This window comes from Caulobacter sp. P4_E5 (assembly GCF_056401555.1).
Genome location: NZ_JBFUJD010000017.1, coordinates 1 through 18,790, shown reverse-complemented (window position 1 = coordinate 18,790; position 18,790 = coordinate 1). Strand labels below are relative to the sequence as shown.

13 protein-coding genes and 1 pseudogene are annotated in these 18,790 nt (G+C 68.8%); 11 read left to right on the top strand and 3 right to left on the bottom strand.

What is annotated here, in order from left to right:
- Positions 1-44: 44 nt before the first annotated feature.
- The 6 genes from fliI (at position 45) to AC1DSO_RS07735 (ending at position 6,466) form a co-directional block, all read left to right on the top strand.
- Positions 45-1,379 carry a flagellar protein export ATPase FliI gene (gene fliI / locus AC1DSO_RS07760; RefSeq protein ID WP_477068293.1) on the top strand — a complete coding sequence of 445 codons (1,335 nt, stop codon included), beginning with the start codon at positions 45-47 and terminating at the stop codon, positions 1,377-1,379.
- Entirely contained in the window at positions 1,379-1,798 is a 420-nt protein-coding gene (locus AC1DSO_RS07755) for a flagellar export protein FliJ (RefSeq protein WP_477068292.1), read from the top strand. Before fliI ends, AC1DSO_RS07755 begins: the two co-directional genes overlap by 1 nt.
- A gap of 135 nt (positions 1,799-1,933) precedes the next feature.
- The gene (locus tag AC1DSO_RS07750) at positions 1,934-3,013 is read left to right on the top strand and encodes an endo-1,4-beta-xylanase (RefSeq protein ID WP_477068291.1); all 1,080 of its coding nucleotides are present in this window, start codon (positions 1,934-1,936) and stop codon (positions 3,011-3,013) included.
- A gap of 206 nt (positions 3,014-3,219) precedes the next feature.
- On the top strand, positions 3,220-3,897 hold the full coding sequence (locus tag AC1DSO_RS07745; RefSeq protein ID WP_477068290.1) for a class I SAM-dependent methyltransferase: 678 nt from the start codon (positions 3,220-3,222) through the stop codon (positions 3,895-3,897).
- A gap of 9 nt (positions 3,898-3,906) precedes the next feature.
- Positions 3,907-5,988, top strand: coding sequence for a hybrid sensor histidine kinase/response regulator (locus AC1DSO_RS07740; protein WP_477068289.1), 2,082 nt, complete (start codon positions 3,907-3,909; stop codon positions 5,986-5,988).
- 91 nt (positions 5,989-6,079) lie between these two features.
- Entirely contained in the window at positions 6,080-6,466 is a 387-nt protein-coding gene (locus AC1DSO_RS07735) for a tautomerase family protein (protein ID WP_477068288.1), read from the top strand.
- Positions 6,467-6,703: 237 nt separating this feature from the next.
- Here AC1DSO_RS07735 and AC1DSO_RS07730 read toward each other — a convergent pair whose 3' ends face one another.
- From AC1DSO_RS07730 to dnaG, 3 genes are all read right to left on the bottom strand, one after another.
- Positions 6,704-8,278, bottom strand: coding sequence for an alpha-N-arabinofuranosidase (locus AC1DSO_RS07730; protein ID WP_477068287.1), 1,575 nt, complete (start codon positions 8,276-8,278; stop codon positions 6,704-6,706).
- A 348-nt stretch (positions 8,279-8,626) separates the two neighbouring features.
- Positions 8,627-10,582, bottom strand: a complete 1,956-nt coding sequence (rpoD, locus tag AC1DSO_RS07725) for an RNA polymerase sigma factor RpoD (RefSeq protein WP_477068286.1) — start codon at positions 10,580-10,582, stop codon at positions 8,627-8,629.
- A 559-nt stretch (positions 10,583-11,141) separates the two neighbouring features.
- The gene (dnaG, locus tag AC1DSO_RS07720; RefSeq protein WP_477068285.1) at positions 11,142-13,076 is read right to left on the bottom strand and encodes a DNA primase; all 1,935 of its coding nucleotides are present in this window, start codon (positions 13,074-13,076) and stop codon (positions 11,142-11,144) included.
- A 209-nt stretch (positions 13,077-13,285) separates the two neighbouring features.
- Here dnaG and AC1DSO_RS07715 point away from each other — a divergent pair, with 209 nt between their 5' ends.
- The 5 genes and pseudogenes from AC1DSO_RS07715 to AC1DSO_RS07695 form a co-directional block, all read left to right on the top strand.
- On the top strand, positions 13,286-14,200 hold the full coding sequence (locus AC1DSO_RS07715) for a BON domain-containing protein (protein WP_477068284.1): 915 nt from the start codon (positions 13,286-13,288) through the stop codon (positions 14,198-14,200).
- A gap of 193 nt (positions 14,201-14,393) precedes the next feature.
- Positions 14,394-16,337, top strand: a complete 1,944-nt coding sequence (locus AC1DSO_RS07710) for a M61 family metallopeptidase (RefSeq protein WP_477068283.1) — start codon at positions 14,394-14,396, stop codon at positions 16,335-16,337.
- 264 nt (positions 16,338-16,601) lie between these two features.
- On the top strand, positions 16,602-16,976 hold the full coding sequence (locus AC1DSO_RS07705; RefSeq protein ID WP_477068282.1) for a BlaI/MecI/CopY family transcriptional regulator: 375 nt from the start codon (positions 16,602-16,604) through the stop codon (positions 16,974-16,976).
- A complete protein-coding gene (locus AC1DSO_RS07700; protein WP_477068281.1) occupies positions 16,973-18,700 on the top strand; it encodes a M56 family metallopeptidase in 1,728 nt (575 codons plus the stop codon). The genes AC1DSO_RS07705 and AC1DSO_RS07700 overlap by 4 nt, the downstream gene beginning before the upstream one ends.
- Before the next feature lie 29 nt (positions 18,701-18,729).
- Positions 18,730-18,790 (top strand): annotated as a pseudogene (locus AC1DSO_RS07695) (hypothetical protein); the annotation flags it as partial.

Sequence of the window (18,790 nt, the reverse complement as noted above, 5' to 3'; positions counted from 1 at the left end):
TTAACCACGATGGCGGAGTCTGCGCAGGTCATTTAGGAGCCGCCTTGCGTAGCCTCATCGCCGCCGTCGAACGTATCGATCCGCTGACCATCTACGGCCGCGTGGCCGCCGTGAACGGCCTGCTGATCGAGGTCCGCGGCGGCCTGACCCGGCTGTCGGTCGGCGCTCGGGTCGAGATCCAGCGCGCGGGCCAGAAGCCCCTGCCGGCCGAAGTCGTCGGCTTTCGCGAGACCCGCGCCCTGCTGATGCCGTTCGGCCCCGTCGAAGGCGTCGGCCCGGGCGCGGAGATCCGCTTCATGCCGGAAGGCGCGGTCGTCCGCCCGACCAAGGCCTGGCTGGGCCGCATCATCAACGCCTTCGGCGAGCCGATCGACGGCCTGGGTCCGCTGCCGCAGGGCGAGGTTCCCTATCCGCTGAAGACCTCGCCGCCGCCGGCTCACGCCCGCGGCCGGGTGGGCGAACGCCTGGACCTGGGCGTGCGCTCGATGAACGTCTTCACCACCACCTGCCGGGGCCAGCGCCTGGGCATCTTCGCCGGCTCTGGTGTCGGCAAGTCGGTGCTGCTGTCGATGCTGGCCAAGGAGGCCACCTGCGACGCCGTCGTCGTCGGCCTGATCGGCGAGCGGGGCCGCGAGGTCCGCGAGTTCGTGGAAGAGACCCTGGGCGAGGAGGGCCTGCGCCGCGCCGTCGTCGTGGTCGCCACCTCGGACGAACCGGCCCTGACCCGTCGCCAGGCCGCCTACATGACCCTGGCGGTCAGCGAGTACATGCGCGATCAGGACCTGGAAGTCCTCTGCCTGATGGACTCGGTGACCCGCTTCGCCATGGCCCAGCGCGAGATCGGCCTGGCCGCCGGCGAGCCGCCGACCACCAAAGGCTATACGCCCACCGTCTTCACCGAACTGCCCAAGCTGCTGGAGCGCGCCGGTCCCGGGCCGATCCGCCCCGACGGCACCGTGGCCGCGCCGATCACCGCCCTGTTCACCGTCCTCGTCGACGGCGACGACCACAACGAGCCGATCGCCGACGCCACGCGCGGTATTCTGGACGGCCACATCGTCATGGAGCGCGCCATCGCCGAGCGCGGCCGTTTCCCCGCCATCAACGTGCTGAAGTCGATCAGCCGCACCATGCCGGGCTGCCAGCACCCGCACGAGCGCGACATCGTCAAGGGCGCGCGCCAAGTCATGGCCGCCTACGCCAACATGGAAGAACTGATCCGGATCGGCGCCTACCGCGCCGGAGCCGACGAGGTCGTCGACCGCGCCATTCGCCTAAATCCGGCAATCGAAGCTTTCCTCAGCCAGGATAAGGAAGAAGCAACTAGTCTGGACGACTCTTTCGGCTACCTGGGGCAGATCCTGGCGAGTGAGTACTAATGACCAAATGGGCCGCCTCGCTGATCCGCATCTCGAACCACGAGGTCGAGACCCTGCAGAAACGCCTCGCCGAGATCGTCGAGCGCCGCGTCGCGGCTGAACTGCGCATCGCCATGCTGGACGCCGAGGCCGAGGCCGAAGCCAAGAACGCCGAGAACGACGCCGCCGCCGGCTGGTACATGATCGGCTATCGCGAGGGCCACAAGCGCCGCAAGGCCGACATGCTGCTGCAGGTCGAGCAGTGCCAGATCGAGGAAATGGGGGCCCGGGACGCGCTGTCCGAGGCCTTCGAGAACCTCAAGAAGTACGAACACGTCGCCGAGCAGGCCAAGGTGCTGGCGGCCAAGAAGTTGGGCGCCTACGAGGCCGCGCAGATGGACGAACTGAGCATCCGCCGCGCCGCGGTGGGCGGACGGTAAGCATTCCATCATGAGCGCCACTTCCCCTCGTCATCCCGGCCGCAGCGCGCAGCGCGGAGAGCCGGGACCCAGGGGCGGCGCGCACGGCGTTCCTTCACCCCCTGGGTCCCGGATCGCCCCTTCGGGTCGTCCGGGATGACGAGAAAACTTGCTCTCACAAGGCGGGCCGCGCTGACTTCCGCCTTGGCCCTCTCGGCCTGCGGCCGTGAAGCCGCCAGCCAGCCCCCCGGAAACCAACAGACCGCCACCCCGCTGAAGTCGATCGCCTCCACCCCGGTCGGGGCCTGCGTGCAGCATGCCCAGATCCAGGACCCGGCCTTCGCCGAGCTGTTCGCCCGCCACTACTCCCAGCTCACGCCCGAGTGGGAGATGAAGATGGAGTACATCCTCCAGGACGACGGGCGCTTCCGCTTCGACCGCCCCGACGCCATCGCCGAGTTCGCGCGGCGCCACGGGATCCGGCTCTATGGCACCACCCTGGTCTGGTACGACCAGGCCATGCCCGCCTTCGTGAAGCTGGACGGCCAGGGCAAGCCCTTCGCCGACGCCTATCGCAACTACATCCTGGCCGTCGCCGGGCGCTATCGCGGCCAGGCCGTGGGCTGGGACGTGGTCAACGAGGCGGTGGCGGACGACGGCGTCGAGCTGCGCCAGTCGATCTGGACCCGCAATCTCGGCGTCGACGAGCACATGGTCCTGGCCTTCCATCACGCCAAGGAAGCCGATCCGAACGCGGTGCTGTTCGTCAACGAGTACCACCTCGAGAACAACCCGACCAAGCGCGCGACCTTCATGCGCATGGTCGAGCGCCTGCTGAAGGCCGGCGCGCCGATCGGCGGCATCGGCACCCAGAGCCATCTGGATCTCGACTTCACGCGCCCCGGCATGGGCCGCGCGGCGATGGCCGACCTGGCCAGCTTCGGCCTGCCGATCCACGTCTCGGAGCTGGATATCTCGCTCGGCGAAAAGCCTGACTTCTCGCGCCTGCCCGATCTGCTCGCACGCCAGGCCGAGCTGGCTCGCGAGCTGGCGGAAACCTATATGGCCCTGCCGCGCGAGCAGCGCTTCGCCTTCACCGTCTGGGGCCTGCGCGACCGCGACTCCTGGCTGCGCGGCCAGTCGGGCCAGCGGCCCACCGACCAAGGCCTGCCCTTCGATGACGCCGGGCGGCCCAAGCCGATGTTCCAGGCGCTGGCGGACGTGTTGTCGGGGTAGACGCCGGGAACGCCCCCTCCGTCTCGTCGCCTATCGGCGCCGATCCACCTCCCCTGTTTCACGGGTGAGGAGGGTGCGGCTTCCTCCTCCCATGCGAAGCGGGGGAGGTGGCGCGATGCGAATACGCATCGTGACGGAGGGGGCGTTTTTCCCCGAACCCCGTTCTCATACACCAAATCTCAAGCCGCTCCTCCCAAGGTGCCGCTATGAAACTGATCCACGCCCTCCAGGACATGGACAGCGAGAACTCGCTGTCGGCGCGCTTCCGTCGGGCGCGGGCCGCCCGCGTGGTCGCCCTGATCGAGACGACCTTCGCCGAACGCGGCCGGTGCCGCATCGCCGACCTCGGGGGCGAACCGACCTACTGGAACATCCTGTTCGACCGGCAATTCCTCGAGGCGAACAAGGTCCATATCAGCCTGTTCAACCCGCAGCCGTTCACCGTGGACGACCCGCTGTTCACCGCCGCCGTCGGCGACGCCTGCGACATGCACGAGCACGCCGACGACAGCTTCGACCTGGTCCACTCCAACTCGGTGATCGAGCACGTCGGCGACTGGGTGCGCATGGAGGCCTTCGCCAAGGAGTGCCGCCGCCTGGCGCCCCGTTACTATGTGCAGACGCCGTATTTCTGGTTCCCGGTCGAGCCGCACTTTTCGTCGCCGTTCTTCCATTGGCGCTCGGAGCAGACCCGGGCCAAGCTGCTGATGAAGCGCCCGCATGGCTTTTCGGAAATAGCCCCGGACATCGGGGCGGCCATGCGCGACGTCCAACACGCCCGGCTGCTGGACAAGGCCCAGTTCACGTTCCTGTATCCCGACGCCCGCCACGTGGACGAAAAGGTCCTGTTCCTGACCAAGTCGCTGATCGCGATCCGCGACTAGGGCGACGGCATGTGGGGGTTCGCGCAGACCGAGAGCATGAAGGCCGGGGCCAAGGCCGCGGCCCTGGTCTGCGCCTATGTGGCGGGCCTGGCCTACAGCCTGTTCCTGGCCGGCGCGACGCACAACATCCCGACGATCTGGACCGCCAACGCGGTGGCGACCGCCGCCGTCATGGTTCTGAACCGCCGCCAGGCCCTGACCTTCATGGTCGCCAGCGCGGCCTTGCACATCACGCTGGAGCTGGTTGTCGGCTTGCCGGTACGCTTCGTCCTGATCGCCACGGCGCTCGACGCCGTGCAGACGGTCGGCACAGCCGTCCTGCTGCGCTGGATGCGCGTTCCGACCCGGGTGCGCGATCCGCGCGGCCTGTTCCTGGTCATCGCCGTCGCCTCGGTCCTGACGGCGATCGGCGCGATCGGAGTCAACGGCGTGCTGGCCGTCGACCGCGGCGCGCCGTTCTTCCACGGCTGGAGCGACTGGGCCACATCCAATGTCCTGGGCGTGGCGGTCGTCCTGCCCGTGATCCTGATCCTGCTGGACCCCCGGCATCGGGAGGGCTTTCACGTCCGTCCGCTCGAGGCGGCCGGAACCCTGCTGCTGGTGATCGGCGCCTCGTCCTGGGTGTTCGTCAACGACGCCGCCTTCCAGGTGCTGCTGTTCGCCCCCGCCCTGCTGGCGGCCTTCCGGGGCGGCCCGCGCGCGGTGGCGGTGGTGGTCACCACCTCGATGGCCGTGGCCATTCCAGCGGTCCTGCAGCGCACCGGCCTGGACATCCGCGTGGCCCTGGCCCCGCTGCGCCACGCCCTGGTGTTCCACATCGTGCTGTACGCGGTCAGCTTCGTGGCCGCCCTGGCGCTCAGCCGTCAGGCGCGCCTGCAAGCCCTGCTGATCCGCCGCCAGTCGGCCGCCCGCGCCGCCCAGGCCCGCGCCCAGGCCGCCAGCCAGGCCAAGTCCGACTTCCTGGCCACGATCAGCCACGAGATCCGCACGCCGCTGAACAGCATCCTGGGCTTCGCGTCCCTGGTGGCCGACGACCCCAGCCTGTCGCCCGAGAACCGTCGTCGCCTGGACCTGGTCGGGCGCGCCGGGCGCTCGCTGGCCGAGATCGTCGGCGACCTGCTGGACTTCGCCAAGGTCGAGGCCGGCCGCCTGGACCTGGCTCTGACCCCGACATCGCCCGCCGCCCTGCTGCGCGACACCGTGGCCATTATCGCCCCCGAGGCCGCCGCCAAGGGCCTGACCCTGAGCACCGCCTTCGACGAGACGGGCGAGGGCGACGTCGACGCGCCCCTGGCCCTGGACGAGACCCGCCTGCGCCAGGTGCTGTTGAACCTGCTGGCCAACGCCCTGAAGTTCACCGCCGAGGGCGGCGTCACCGTCAAGCTCACCGCCGGTCCCGCGCCCGGCGCCCTGCGGTTCGAGGTGATCGACACCGGCATCGGCATCGCCGCCGAGGTGCAGGCCCGCCTGTTCCAGCGCTTCTCCCAGGCCGACAGCTCGATCAGCCGCAGCTATGGCGGCACGGGCCTGGGCCTGGCGATCAGCCGGGCCCTGGTCACCCGCATGGGCGGTGTGATCGGGGTCGAGAGCCAGCTCGGCCAAGGCGCGCGCTTCTGGATCGACCTGACGGCCGAGCCGGCCGCCCTCCCCGCGCCTGTCCACCGCCCGGCCCCGCGCACCGCCGCCGATCGCGCGGCCCGCGTGCTGCTGGTCGACGACCACCCGATGAACCGCGAACTGGGCAAGGCCCTCCTGACCCTGGCCGGTTGCGAGGTGATCACCGCCGACGACGGCGCCCAGGCCGTGGAGATCGTCCAGGTCGGCGATTTCGACCTCGTCCTGATGGACGTCCACATGCCGGGCATGGACGGCCTGACCGCCGCCCGCGCCATCCGCGCCTTGCCCGGCGCGATCGCCGCCATCCCGATCGTCGCGCTCAGCGCCGACGTCCTGCCCCAGCAGATCGCCCGCTGCCGCGCCGCCGGCATGGACGACCACGTCGCCAAGCCGATCCGCCGCGAGGAACTGTTCGCCGCGGTGGCCCGGGCGCTGGAGCCTCGAGACTCCGTGGCCGAGGCGGTCGGCGGCTAGGCCGCGCCACCCGCTCGGTTCGTGACCTCGGTGACTTTCACGGTCGTCGTTCCCACCTAGGGTCTCTGTCCTCGACCGAACGGAGTTCCTCATGCCTCTCGTCCGCATCTCGCTGCTCAAGGGCAAGTCGCCCGAATATCTGCGCGCCGTCGCCGACGGGGTTCATGCGGCCCTGGCCGAGACCTACGCCGTGCCGCCCGACGACCGCTTCCAGCTGATCGACCAGTACGAGCCCGGGACCTTCGTCTACGACCCCGACTATCTGGGCATTCATCGCACCGATGACCTGGTGATGATCCAGATCACCGCCGCCGCCACGCGGGACACGGCGACCAAGCAGGCGCTCTACAGGGCGATCGTCGAGCGGCTGACCCGCGATCCGGGCCTGCGCCCCGAGGACGTGATGATCGCCATCATCCCCAACCAGCGCGAGGACTGGTCGTTCGGCCACGGCCTGGCTTCGTACGTGAAGGGCTAGCCTCGGCGTCGCGCACCGCACCGCACCGTTAAATCGCGTCACGACCATGGCCGATCCCAACGCGGCGCTGGTCGACCACAAGCCGCAGGCCAGAACGCTGGAACACGCCTGAGATTGAATACCGTGTCATCCCGGACCCGCTTGATCCGGGACCGCCGGAAGCGCTGAGCCTGTTGCGGTCCCGGCTCTCCGCTGCGCTACGGCCGGGATGACAACAGCCGGTTCATGCGCCCCGTCCTACTTCGCCGGGTCCAGGCCGATCACGGTCACCGAGTGCGGCGGCAGCTCGAGCACGGCCGACTTGCCGCTGGCCTTCACGGCGATCGGCTTGGGCGCCACGCGGGTGGGGGCTTCGAAGGTGTTGAAGCTACCCATCTGGTCGGCAGACAGGGTCTCGCCCTTGGCGCCCGCGGCGACATAACCGGCCACGGCGGCGTCGACGCGCAGCGGCTGGTTCGGATCCAGGTTGGTCAGGGACAGCCACAGCTTGCCGTCCTTGCCGACCGCCGCGATGGCGTCCAGGCGCGGCAGGCTGATGTCGCCCGCCTTGTACGTCCCGGCGTCATAGGCCATCGGCACGAACCGGGCGTCCTGGAACGGCGTGTACATCCGGAACACGTGATAGGTCGGCGTCAGCAGCATCTTCTCGCCGCTGGTCAGGACCATGGCCTGCAGGACGTTGACCATCTGGGCGACATTGGCGCCCTTCACCCGGTCGGCGTGGCGCGCGAAGATGTTGAGGTTCAAGGCCGCGACCAAGGCGTCGCGCTGGGTGCTCTGCTGATACAGCGACGAGCCGGGCGCGCCGTCCTCGACCTTGAACCAGGTCCCCCACTCGTCGACGAATAGGCCGACCTTCTTCTCGGGGTCGTACTTGTCCATGATCGCGGTGTGCTTGCTGACCAGCTCCTCCATCCACAGGGTGGTCTTCAGCAGCGACGCATACTTGGCCTCGTCGAAGCCGGTCGCCTGCTCGCTGGCCTTGGGCCAGGTATAGCTGTGCAGCGAGACGCCATCGATGTCCCAGCTCCAGACCTTCTTGGACCAGGCCTGCATCACCGTCTCGGTCCAGGCGTAGTCGTCGCGGTCGGGGCCGACGGCGATCTTCAGCATCTTCTGGTCGCCGCTCTTCTGAGCGGGGTTGTAGTTCTTGGCGAAGTTCGAGAACCGTCGCATGTCGTGGACATATTCGGCGGCCGTCATCGAGCCGCCGCAGCCCCACGCCTCGTTGCCCAGGCCCAACATCGCCACCTTGTAGGGCTTGGCGCGGCCGTTGGCGGCGCGCAGCTGGCCCAGCTCGGTCGGCTGGTCGGTGGTCATGTATTCCAGCCAGTCGGCCGCTTCCTCCGGCGTCCCCGAGCCGACATTGACCGAGACGTAGGCCTGGGATCCGATCTGATCGACGAAGTCCATGAATTCGTGGGTGCCGAAGGCGTTGCTCTCCAGCACGCCGCCCCAGCTGGAATTGATCGTCGCCGGGCGATCCTTCCCGATGCCTTTCTTCCAGTGGTACTCGTCGGCGTAGCAGCCGCCCGGCCAGCGGACGTTCGGGACCTTCAGCGCCTTCAGGGCCGCGACGACGTCGTTGCGGACGCCGCGGGTGTTGGGGATCTTCGAGTCCGGCCCGACCCAGACGCCTTCGTAGACGCCTCGGCCGAGATGCTCTGCGAATTGTCCGAGTATATTGCGATTGATGACCGCGCCAGGCTTGGCGGTATCGACCGTCACGGTGATTTCCGGCGTGGCGGCCTGGGCGGAAAGCGCCATGGCGGCGGCGATGACAAGCGGCGCGGCGAACCCAAACGGCCTCATGACGACTTCCGATCCCTAGTGTTTTTGTCTGACTATTTGAAGCGTAGATGGCAGCGGAAGTCGATTGTCAAGATCGGTCTCCCATTTTCTGATATCGATATCATAACCTTTCCTTCTCCCCTTGCGGGAGAAGGTGTCGGCGGAGCCGACGGATGAGGGGTCGAAAGGCCTGTCGGCTTGGCGCCCAGCCGCTGCCGCCCATCGCGGCGGATGCTTCCTTCAACCCCTCACCCGACCGCCTTCGGCGGCCACCCTCTCCCGCAAGGGGAGAGGGGAAACACATCGCCAACGAAAAACGCCCCGGCCTTGCGGCCGGGGCGTCTTGTCTTCTGACCGAGATCCGGACGCTTACGAGTCCAGGAAGCTCCGCAGCTTCCGCGACCGCGACGGGTGCTTCAGCTTGCGCAGGGCCTTGGCCTCGATCTGGCGGATGCGTTCGCGGGTGACCGAGAACTGCTGGCCGACTTCTTCCAGGGTGTGGTCGGTGTTCATGCCGATGCCGAAGCGCATGCGCAGCACGCGTTCTTCACGCGGCGTCAGCGAGGCCAGCACGCGGGTGGTGGTTTCGCGCAGGTTCGACTGGATCGCGGCGTCGATCGGCAGGATCGCGTTCTTGTCCTCGATGAAGTCGCCCAGGTGGCTGTCTTCCTCGTCGCCGATCGGCGTTTCGAGGCTGATGGGCTCCTTGGCGATCTTCAGGACCTTGCGGACCTTTTCCAGCGGCATGGCCAGCTTTTCGGCCAGCTCTTCCGGGGTCGGCTCGCGGCCGATCTCGTGCAGCATCTGGCGGCTGGTGCGGACGATCTTGTTGATCGTCTCGATCATGTGCACCGGGATGCGGATGGTGCGGGCCTGGTCGGCGATCGAGCGGGTGATCGCCTGGCGGATCCACCAGGTGGCGTAGGTCGAGAACTTGTAGCCGCGGCGATACTCGAACTTATCCACAGCCTTCATCAGGCCGATATTGCCCTCCTGGATCAGGTCCAGGAACTGCAGGCCGCGGTTGGTGTATTTCTTGGCGATCGAGATCACCAGGCGCAGGTTGGCCTCGACCATTTCCTTCTTGGCCTGACGGGCCTCGCGCTCGCCCTTTTGCACGGTCTGGACGATGCGACGGTAGTCGTCGATCGGCACGCCGGTCTCGGTGGCCAGGGCGGCGATCTCGCCACGGATGTCGGTGACCGACTGGGCGTCGTTCTCGACGAACTTGGTCCAGCGCACGCCCATGCTTTTGACCTGATCCGACCAGGTCGGGTTCAGCTCCGAGCCGAAATAGGCCTTCAGGAACTCGCTGCGGCTGATGCCGTAGCTGTCGGCCAGGCGCAGCAGGCGGCCTTCCAGGCCGATCAGGCGCTTGTTGATCGCATAGAGCTGTTCGACCAGGGCCTCGATGCGGTTGTTGTTCAGCTTCAGCGTCTTCAGGTGCTGGATGATCGTCGCCGACAGGCCCTCATAGGCCTTGCGGTCGGCGTCGGTCAGGTCCTCGCCCTTCAGGCGGCTGCCGACCAGCTTGTCCTGCAGCTTGCGGAAGCTTTCGAACTCGCTGGCGATGGCGTCCAGGATGGCCATCACGCCTTCGCGCAGCTCGCCTTCCATGGCGCTGACGGTCGGACCGGCGCCGTCGTCGAAATCGTCGTCGTCGTCACCCTCGGCGCCCTCGGGCTTGGCTTCGCCGGCTTCTTCGTCGACCGGTTCGGCCGGTTCGGCGTCCTCGGCGGCCGGCTGGGCGGCGACGCCGTTGATGGCGGCATAGGTGCCTTCCAGGTCGATCACTTCGCGCAGCAGAATGCGGCCTGTGCCCAGTTCCTCGCGCCATACCATGATGGCTTCGAAGGTCAGGGCCGACTCGCAGAGGCCGCGGATCATGGTGTCGCGACCGGCCTCGATGCGCTTAGCGATGGCGATTTCGCCCTCGCGCGACAGCAGCTCGACCGAACCCATTTCGCGCAGATACATGCGCACGGGGTCGTCGGTGCGGTCGTAGGCGGCCGGCTTGTCGCTGGTGATGACCGTGGTGTTCTCGTCGCGGGTGGCGACTTCGCCGCCCTCGGAACCCTCGGCGTCTTCTTCGGCCTCGACGACGTTGACGCCCATTTCGCTGAGCATGGCCAGCGTGTCTTCGATGGCGTCGGGGCTGACTTCCTCTGACGGCAGCACCTTGTTCAGCTCGTCCATGGTGACGTAGCCGCGGGCTTTCGCCTGCTTGATGAACTTCTTGACGCCGGCGTCGGTCAGGTCGAGCAGCGGGCCGTCACCACCGGTGGTTTCGGGCGCTTCCGTCTCGGCCGAGGAATTGTTGCTCATCAAGCTCTCCGAAATCGACACCGCCGTCTGTGCAAGAGCGGCGCCGAAAAAATCCGTTTCGAAAAGGCCTTACCAGCCCGGCCAGCGCTGTGACTCAGCGCACTCCCAAGGATCACGTTCCCGTCAGAAGCCGCCCGGCCGCGCGCTCAATCGCCATGTGGAAGGGCTCCGCGGGAAACCCGGCGGAGACTGTAAGGCATGAGCGCGGCCTGACGCCTCCCTATTCGGGTAGACGACCACTGGGGACCTGGGGCCGCGGCGAGGGTGACATCCTATTTCGATGAGGGCGCGCGCAACGGCGGCCCGAGCGATGTCAATCAGCTGCTTGGCAAATCCTTGAGTCGGCATGTGGCTTTGGGTGACGCCGGTGTCAAGATGGTGGCGGCAGGTTTCGGCTGCCCAAACACCGATTTCCCCCTCCACCGACCTCCCCGGCGAACGCCGGGGCCCAGATTCATCCGGGGCGGTTTGGGTGGGCGCGCCCACGGCCTTGCAAACAGTCCGACGTCGGTGGGTTCGTCTGGGCCCCGGCGTTCGCCGGGGAGGTCGGAGAAAAGTCTCAGTGCAGAACCTGCGACACCAGCTCGGGATCGGTCCAGCCGCCGCTGTCGATCAAGCGCTTCACCGCGTCGCGTTCGGTCTTCAGGCGGATCAGGGTGTTGGAGTCGCCCTCGTGGGCCAGGTCGGTCTTGGCCTCGTCAACCGCCCGCTCCAGGGCCGTCAGGCGGATCAGCAGATCGAACGCCTGCGACCAAAGGCCACGGATCGCCGCCTCCGGGCTCTGGGCCGCGCTCTGCCCGGCGTCCAGCGCCTTCACATGAGCGGCCGAGCGCTCCAGGGCGGCCAGGGTCGCGTCGTCATAGCCGACCGAGGCCAGGCGACCGCGCAGCATCTTGGTTTCGACGTGGTCGGCGTCCATGCGCAGATTGACCAGCTCATGGGCGATGGCGTCCAGGCGGTGATCGCCAAACCCCTGGGCCATCAGCACCTCGATCCGGTCGTCGACCACCTTGGGATCGCGGAGCGCGGCGACCAGCAGCGCGGCCGAGAACGGGCGCGGCGCCTGCTGCAGGACCTGGGCGGCGTGGCGGCCCTCGGGCGTCGAGCCGGCCAGCGGCGGATTCTTGCCGAAGCGACGCGGGCCGTTGTTGTCCCAGCGGGCGCGGGCCATGGTGCGCCCCGCCTCGCTCGGGGTCTGGGCCTGACGCCGCGCGGCCCGCATCTCGTCGAGGCGGTCCAGCAGCTCTTCCTTGTAGGCGTGGGCCAGATCCTTGTCGGCGATGGTCGCCGCCAAAGTCCGCAGCCGGACCTTCAGATTAGTGCGCTGCTCGGGCGTGTCGAAGGGCTCGATCTCCCTTTCGCGCTCGAACAGGGCCTGGACGAACGGCTTGGTGTCGTTGAGCTGGGCCTTCAGCGCCGCCGGCCCCTGCTCGCGCAGCACGTCGTCGGGATCCTTGCCGCCGACCGGCATCGAGAACCGGAACGAGCGGCCGGGCTTCAGCAGCGGCAGGGCGCGGTCGATCGAGCGGTGGGCGGCGCGCTGGCCGGCCTTGTCGCCGTCAAAGCACAGGGTCGGCTCGGGATGCAGGCGCCACAGGGCCTCCATCTGCTCCTCGGTCAGGGCCGTGCCCATGGCCGCCACGGCCGGCACGCCCGCCCGCTGGCAGGCGATGACGTCCATATAGCCCTCGACCACCACCATCGGCGGCTTCTCGCCCCCGCTCTGGCCGGCGTGCAGGATCTTGCGGGCCTCGAACAGGCCGTACAGCACCCGGCTCTTGTGGAAGAGGCTGGTCTCGGGACCGTTCAGGTACTTGGCGCGGGCCTGCGGATCCATGGCCCGGCCACCGAACGACACCACCTTCCCCCGGCCATCGGTGATCGGGAAGATGATGCGGTCGCGGAAGCGGTCATAGGGCTGGCCGCCGTCCTCGGGCGCGATCAGCACGCCGGCGTCGATCAGGTCGCCCGGCTTGGCGCCCTTGGCGATCAGATAGTCCTTCAAGCCCGTGCGGTTGTTCGGTGCGAAACCGACGTGGAAGCGAGCCCACTCGCTCTCCGGCAGGCCGCGCTTTTCCAGATAGGCGCGGGCCTCCTTGCCGACCGGCCGGCGCAGCTCGCTCTCGAACCAGGCGGCGGCCAGTTCCATCCAGTCGCCCAGGGACGAGCGTTTCTGCTCCTCGCGGGCCGCGCGCGGATCGACCTCGGGCAGGCTCATGCCCGCCTCGGACGCCAGGCGCTCGACCGCCTCGGCGAAGGTCAGCCGCTCGGTCTCCTGCAGGAAGCTGATGATGTCGCCGTGCTTGCCGCTGGAGAAGCAGTGGTAGAAGCCCTTCTCGTCATTGACGAAGAACGACGGGCTCTTTTCCTTGGTGAACGGCGACAGCCCCGCGTACTCGCGCCCCTGCCGACGCAGCTTCACCGTCTTGCCGACCACGTCGGACGGGCGAAGGCGGGACTTCAGTTCTTCGAGGAAGCGGTCGTCGAAACGCATCTAGAGTGGGCGGCGCGCGAGAAGTTAACGCATCACCATATGGGGACGGCCTGCGTCCGTATCGGTCGCCAGCCATATTCCACAGCTTTGTGCACAGTTTTGGCCCGCGGATCTCAAGCTCGGCACTAGGAACACCGTTTCCGGCCCGGCCGTTTTGAACGCTGGGGCGCCTCGACGCGCCCTCGCCCAGAACGCCACGGAGAAGACCCATGCCGCAAAGATGGAACGATCGCGAAGGCCGCTTCGACGTCGAACCGGATCGCGATTTCGATCAGGACCCAGGCTACGGCTACGACGCCTCGCGCCGGGCCGACCCGACCTATGACAATGCGTACCGCGGAGACGGCGGCTATCGCGGCGGCCGCCGTCGCGGCGGTAGCGAATTCCTGCGCGCGGCCCGGCAGGGCGGCGACATCGGCTATGGCCGGGTGCGTTCGGGCGCGGACTATGCCGGCGCCGCCGGCGGTATTCGCCAGCCGGGCGACTGGGGCCGCGTAGGCGGCCACGATTTCGGCGGCGCGACCGGCGACTACGGCGCCGGCGGCTATTCCAGCCCGACGGCCGACTATGGCGACGAGCGCTATTTCGACCACCGCGACCGGGACCGCTACGACTATGGCGACCCCAGCGGCGAGCGCGGCTACCGCGCCTTCGGGCCGCGTCGCCCCCGCCCTCCGTACGCAGCGGGTCACGAGGAACGCACCTGGTTCGACCGGGCGCGTGACGAGGTCTCGTCGTGGATGGGCGACCACGACGCCCTGCATCGGCGCGAGCACGACGCCGTCGAGCGCGGCGAGCACCGGGGCCGCGGCCCCAAGGGCTACCGCCGCTCGGACGAGCGCATCCGCGAGGACGTCAGCGACCGCCTGACCGACGACTCCTGGCTGGACGCCGCCGGCATCGAGGTCTCGGTGTCGAACGCTGACGTGACCCTGTCGGGCACGGTCCGCTCGCGCGAGGACAAGAAGCGGGCCGAAGCCCTGGCCGAGCGCGTCTCGGGCGTCGACAACGTCCAGAACAACCTGCGGGTCGACCGTGGGACGGTCGCCGCGACAGACACCGGGGCGGATCGGGGAACCGACCGGCCCGCGCCGATCGTGCCGCTGTCCGATCCGATGGGGTGACGCAAGATGCTCCCCCGCTTGCGGGGAGCATCTATTTCGGGTTGCCGATCGGTCGCTAAGTTTCGGCGCTGAAACGAAAAGCGCTCCGCGTACCCATGTTCTGCGCGTCGAGGCCAACTTGCCCTCGACAAGCCGGTGTTAACGCCACAAACATCCCGACTTCTCGCCGCGGGAGGCACGCCCGCGCGCCGCATTGGGGTGTTTCGTGAAAGCGCTGTTCTTCTCCGTCTCCGTCCTGTCCCTGGCCGCCACCGCGGCTCTGGCCCAGAGCCAGCCGATGCCGGAGGCGGCTCCCGCCACCCCGCCGATCGAAGCGCCGCGCGACATCCCCTACGCCGGGACGCTGAAGCTGACAGTCGACGCCACCGACCTGGACCGCAAGATCTGGAACGTCACCACGACCATGCCGGTCAGCAAGGCCGGCGACTTCGTGTTCCTGTACCCGCAGTGGGTCCCGGGCGGCCACTCGCCGCGCAACGACCTGGACAAGCTGGCCGGCCTGGTGGTCACCGCCAACGGCAAGCGCATTCCGTGGGTGCGCGACGTGGTCAGCGTCAACGCCTTCCATGTCGACGTCCCGGCCGGGGTCAGCGAGCTGCAGATCAGCTACCAGTTCCTGACCGCCGTCGAGGGCAAGGTCGGCCGCATCGAGGTCACGCCCGAGATGCTGAACCTGCAATGGCTGCAGGTGACGATGTACCCGGCCGGCTACTACACTCGCCAGATCCCGATCGAGGCCAGCGTCAAGCTGCCGGACGGCTGGAAGCTGGCCACCGCCCTGGAGACGGCCAAGACCGACGGCCCGGTCACGACCTTCAAGGCCACCACCGTCGAGACCCTGGTGGACTCGCCGATCTTCGCCGGCAAGTACTTCAAGTCGATCGACCTGGATCCGACCGGCCCGGCCCCGGTGCGCCTGAACCTGGTCGCCGACCGTCCCGAACTGCTGGAGGCCAAGCCCGAGCAGATCCAGATCCACAAGGACCTCGTCCAGCAGGCCTACAAGCTGTACGGCTCGCACCACTACGACCACTACGACTTCCTGGTCGCCCTGTCGGACAACATTGGCGGCATCGGGCTGGAGCACCACCGCTCGAGCGAAAACCGGGTCGCGCCGAAGTACTTCACCGAGTGGGACAAGAACTTCGTCGGCCGCGACCTGCTCAGCCACGAATACACCCACTCGTGGAACGGCAAGTTCCGCCGCGCCGCCGACCTGTGGACCCCGAACCTGAACGTGCCGATGCGCGACAGCATGATGTGGGTCTACGAGGGCCAGACCCAGTACTGGGGCAACGTCCTGGCCGCGCGCTCGGGTCTCTTGACCAAGCAACAGGCCATGGACTCGATCGCCGCCACCGCCGCCCTCTACGACAATCGTCGCGGCCGCGATTGGCGTCCGGTGCAGGACACCACCAACGACCCGATCATCGCCAACCGCAAGCCGCTGTCGTGGCTGAGCTGGCAGCGCAGCGAGGACTACTATTCCGAAGGCCTGCTGGTCTGGCTCGACGCCGACACGCTGATCCGCGAGAAGACCGGCGGCAAGAAGTCGCTGGACGACTTCGCCAAGGCCTTCTTCGGCGTCGACAACGGCTCGTACGTGCCGCGCACCTATACGTTCGAGACCGTGGTCGACACGCTGAACGGCGTCTACGCCCATGACTGGGCCAGCTTCCTGAAGACCCGCATCCAGGAGGTGCAGGAAAAGGGCCCGCTGGATGGCTTGGCGCGCGGCGGCTACAAGCTGGTCTACACCGACACCCCGACCGAGTTCATGAAGTCGGCCGAGACCAAGGCCAAGAACACCCCGCTGTCCTATTCGCTGGGCCTGACGGTGGGTTCGGACGGCATTCTGACCGACGTGCAGTGGGGCGGCCCGGCGTTCAAGGCCGGCTTGACCCAAGGCCTGACGGTCGTGGCGGTCAACGGCGAGGCCTTCGACGGCGACAAGCTGAAGGCGGCGGTCGCCGCGGCGGCCAAGCCGGATGGCCAGCTGGTCGAGCTGCTGCTGAAGGACGGCAGCCGCTACAAGATGGTCAAGATCGACTATCGCGGCGGCCTGCGCTACCCGCGCCTGGAGAAGGTGGCCGGCGCCCCCAGCCGTCTCGACGACATCCTGACGCCGCGCAAATAGCGACATTCGCGCGCAGGTTGCGAGCCGTTCGCGGCCTGCGACGAAATGCGGAAGGGCGGGAAGCCGACACTTGTGTCAGCTTCCTGCTTGTTCAATCCCTCTGAACGCGTACCGAAAAAGGGCCCGCTCCCTCTCCCAAGGCGGGCCCTTTTTTGCGCCTGGAGCTTCCCTCCAAACTGGGGGCGCCGGATTACGGCGAGTTCACTAGATCCGCTACGCATGTAGCGCTACACCTGTAGCGTAAACAGCCGCGCGGAGACCGTCGTGATCGAATCCCTGCCCAGACGCGAACGCGAAGTCTTCGAGGCGCTGTGCCGGCTGGAAGCCAGCACCACCGCCGGCGTCCGCAACGCCCTGTCCGACCCGATCAGCGACTCCGCCGTCCGCACCATGCTGGCGCGGCTCGAGGCCAAGGGCCTGGTCGAGCGCACCGCGGGTCCCGACGGTTTCCTGTACCGCCCCGCTGAGCAGGCCGAGGCGGTCGCCGCCGGCGCGCTGCGGCGGATGATCGACACCTTCTTCGCCGGCTCGGCGGCTAGCGCCGCCACCGCCCTGCTGGGCCTTGGCCAGCGCCTGACCCCCGAGGAAGCCGCCGCCCTGGAGCGGGTCATCGACAAGGCCGTGGAGCGCAAGCCATGAGCTGGATCGTCCTCGCCTCGCTGCTGGCCAAGTCCAGCCTGATCGCCGGCGCCGGCCTGGCCAGCGCCCGCTTCCTGGCCCAGCGCCCCGCCGACCGGGCGGACATCCTGCGCGCCACGGTCTGCCTGCTGCTGGCCCTGCCCGTTATCACCGCCCTGTTGCCGACCCTGGACCTGGCGCTGCTGCCGGCCCTCGCGCCCGACCCCGCGCTTCCGGCGACGGCGATGACGGGCGAGGTCGGAACGATCGCTGTCCCGGACACGTCGGACGCCCCGCCTTGGCGCGCCCCCGGCCGCATCGTCGGGGCCCTGTGGCTGTTCGGGGTCGTCGCCTTCGCCGGACGCCTGGCCCTGGGGCTGCGCACCCTGGACCGCTGGACTCGCCGGAGCGACGCGGTGACCCAGGCCGACTGGCTGGACACGCTGGACCGCCTTGCCCCCGCCGACCGTCCCAACCTGGTGTCCAGCGACCGCCTGGCCGGCCCGATCAGCTGGGGGGTCGCGCCCGGCCACATCGTCCTCGACCCGGCCAGCGTCGCCGACAGCCGCGCCGCGCCCGCGATCCTGGCTCACGAGCTGGCCCACCTGCGCCGCCATGACTGGGTGTTCCTGATCCTGTCGCGGCTGGCCCTGGCGCTGTTCTGGTTCAACCCGCTGGTCTGGCGCCTGCAAGCCGCCCTGACCGAACGCTCGGAGGAGGCCGCCGACGCGGCCGCGCTCGAGAGCGTCGACCGCACCCTCTACGCCCGCGCCCTGGTTCGCCTGGCCGCCCACCCCAACACCCACGCCGCTAGGGGCGTCGCCATCGCCATGGCCGCCGACAGCAAGACGCTGAAGACAAGGATCGCCTGCATCATGACGAACACGTCCGCGCGCCGCCGTCCCCTGACGGTCGCCCTCACCGTCCTGGCCCTGGCCGCCGTGGCCACGCCCCTGGCCGCCTTGGCCGTGACCCGCCAGGACTGGGTCGCCCCGCCCGTCCCGCCGGTTCCGCCCATGCCGCCCGAAGCCCCGCCCGCGCCGCCGGAACCGCCAGCCCCGCCCGCCTTCCGCGTGCCTCCGGCTCCGCCCGCGCCGCCAGCGCCCCCCGCCCCTCCGGCTCCGCCGCCGCGCGCGGGCAGCCACGTCCACATCCACAACAGCTTCCGGGCACCCTCGGCGGAGGAGATCCGCGCCGCCGACGAGGCTCGCGCCCACGCCGAAGACGCCCGAGCCCAGGCCGAAGAAGCGCGGGCCGAGGCCGAGGAAGTCCGCGCCCACATCCAGGAGGCTCGCCGCCGCGGCGAGGAAGCGCGTATCGAGGCCGAGATCGCCCGCCGGGCCGGCGACCAAGCCCGGGTCGAGGCTCAACGGGCCCGGATGGAAGGAGACCGCGCTCGGCGCGAAGGTGAACGGGCTCGCGCCAGGGCCATGATCGACGCCGACCGGGCCCGCGCCGAGGGCGAGCGCGCCCGCCAGCGCGCGGCGCGGGAAATGGTCCGGGCGCGCGCCCAGATGGCCGACGGCGCCGACCAGATGCGGGGCGGCGCTCGCGAAATGCGCGCCGAAGCCGCCCGGCTGCGCGATCCGGCCTATCGCGCCAAGCAGATCGCCGAGAACCGCGCGCGCGGCCAGACCGTCACCGACGCCGAGCTCGTGGAGCTCTCCAACCGCCTGCCGAGCCAGGCCGACCACCTGGAGCGCCAAGCCGATCGGCTGGCGGAGCGGGCCCGCGACCCGAGCTAGCTCCTAGCTTCGACAGGACCCCCTTCACGTGTCATCCCGGCCGTAGCGCAGCGGAGAGCCGGGACCCAGGGGCCACCGCACTGCGCCGGC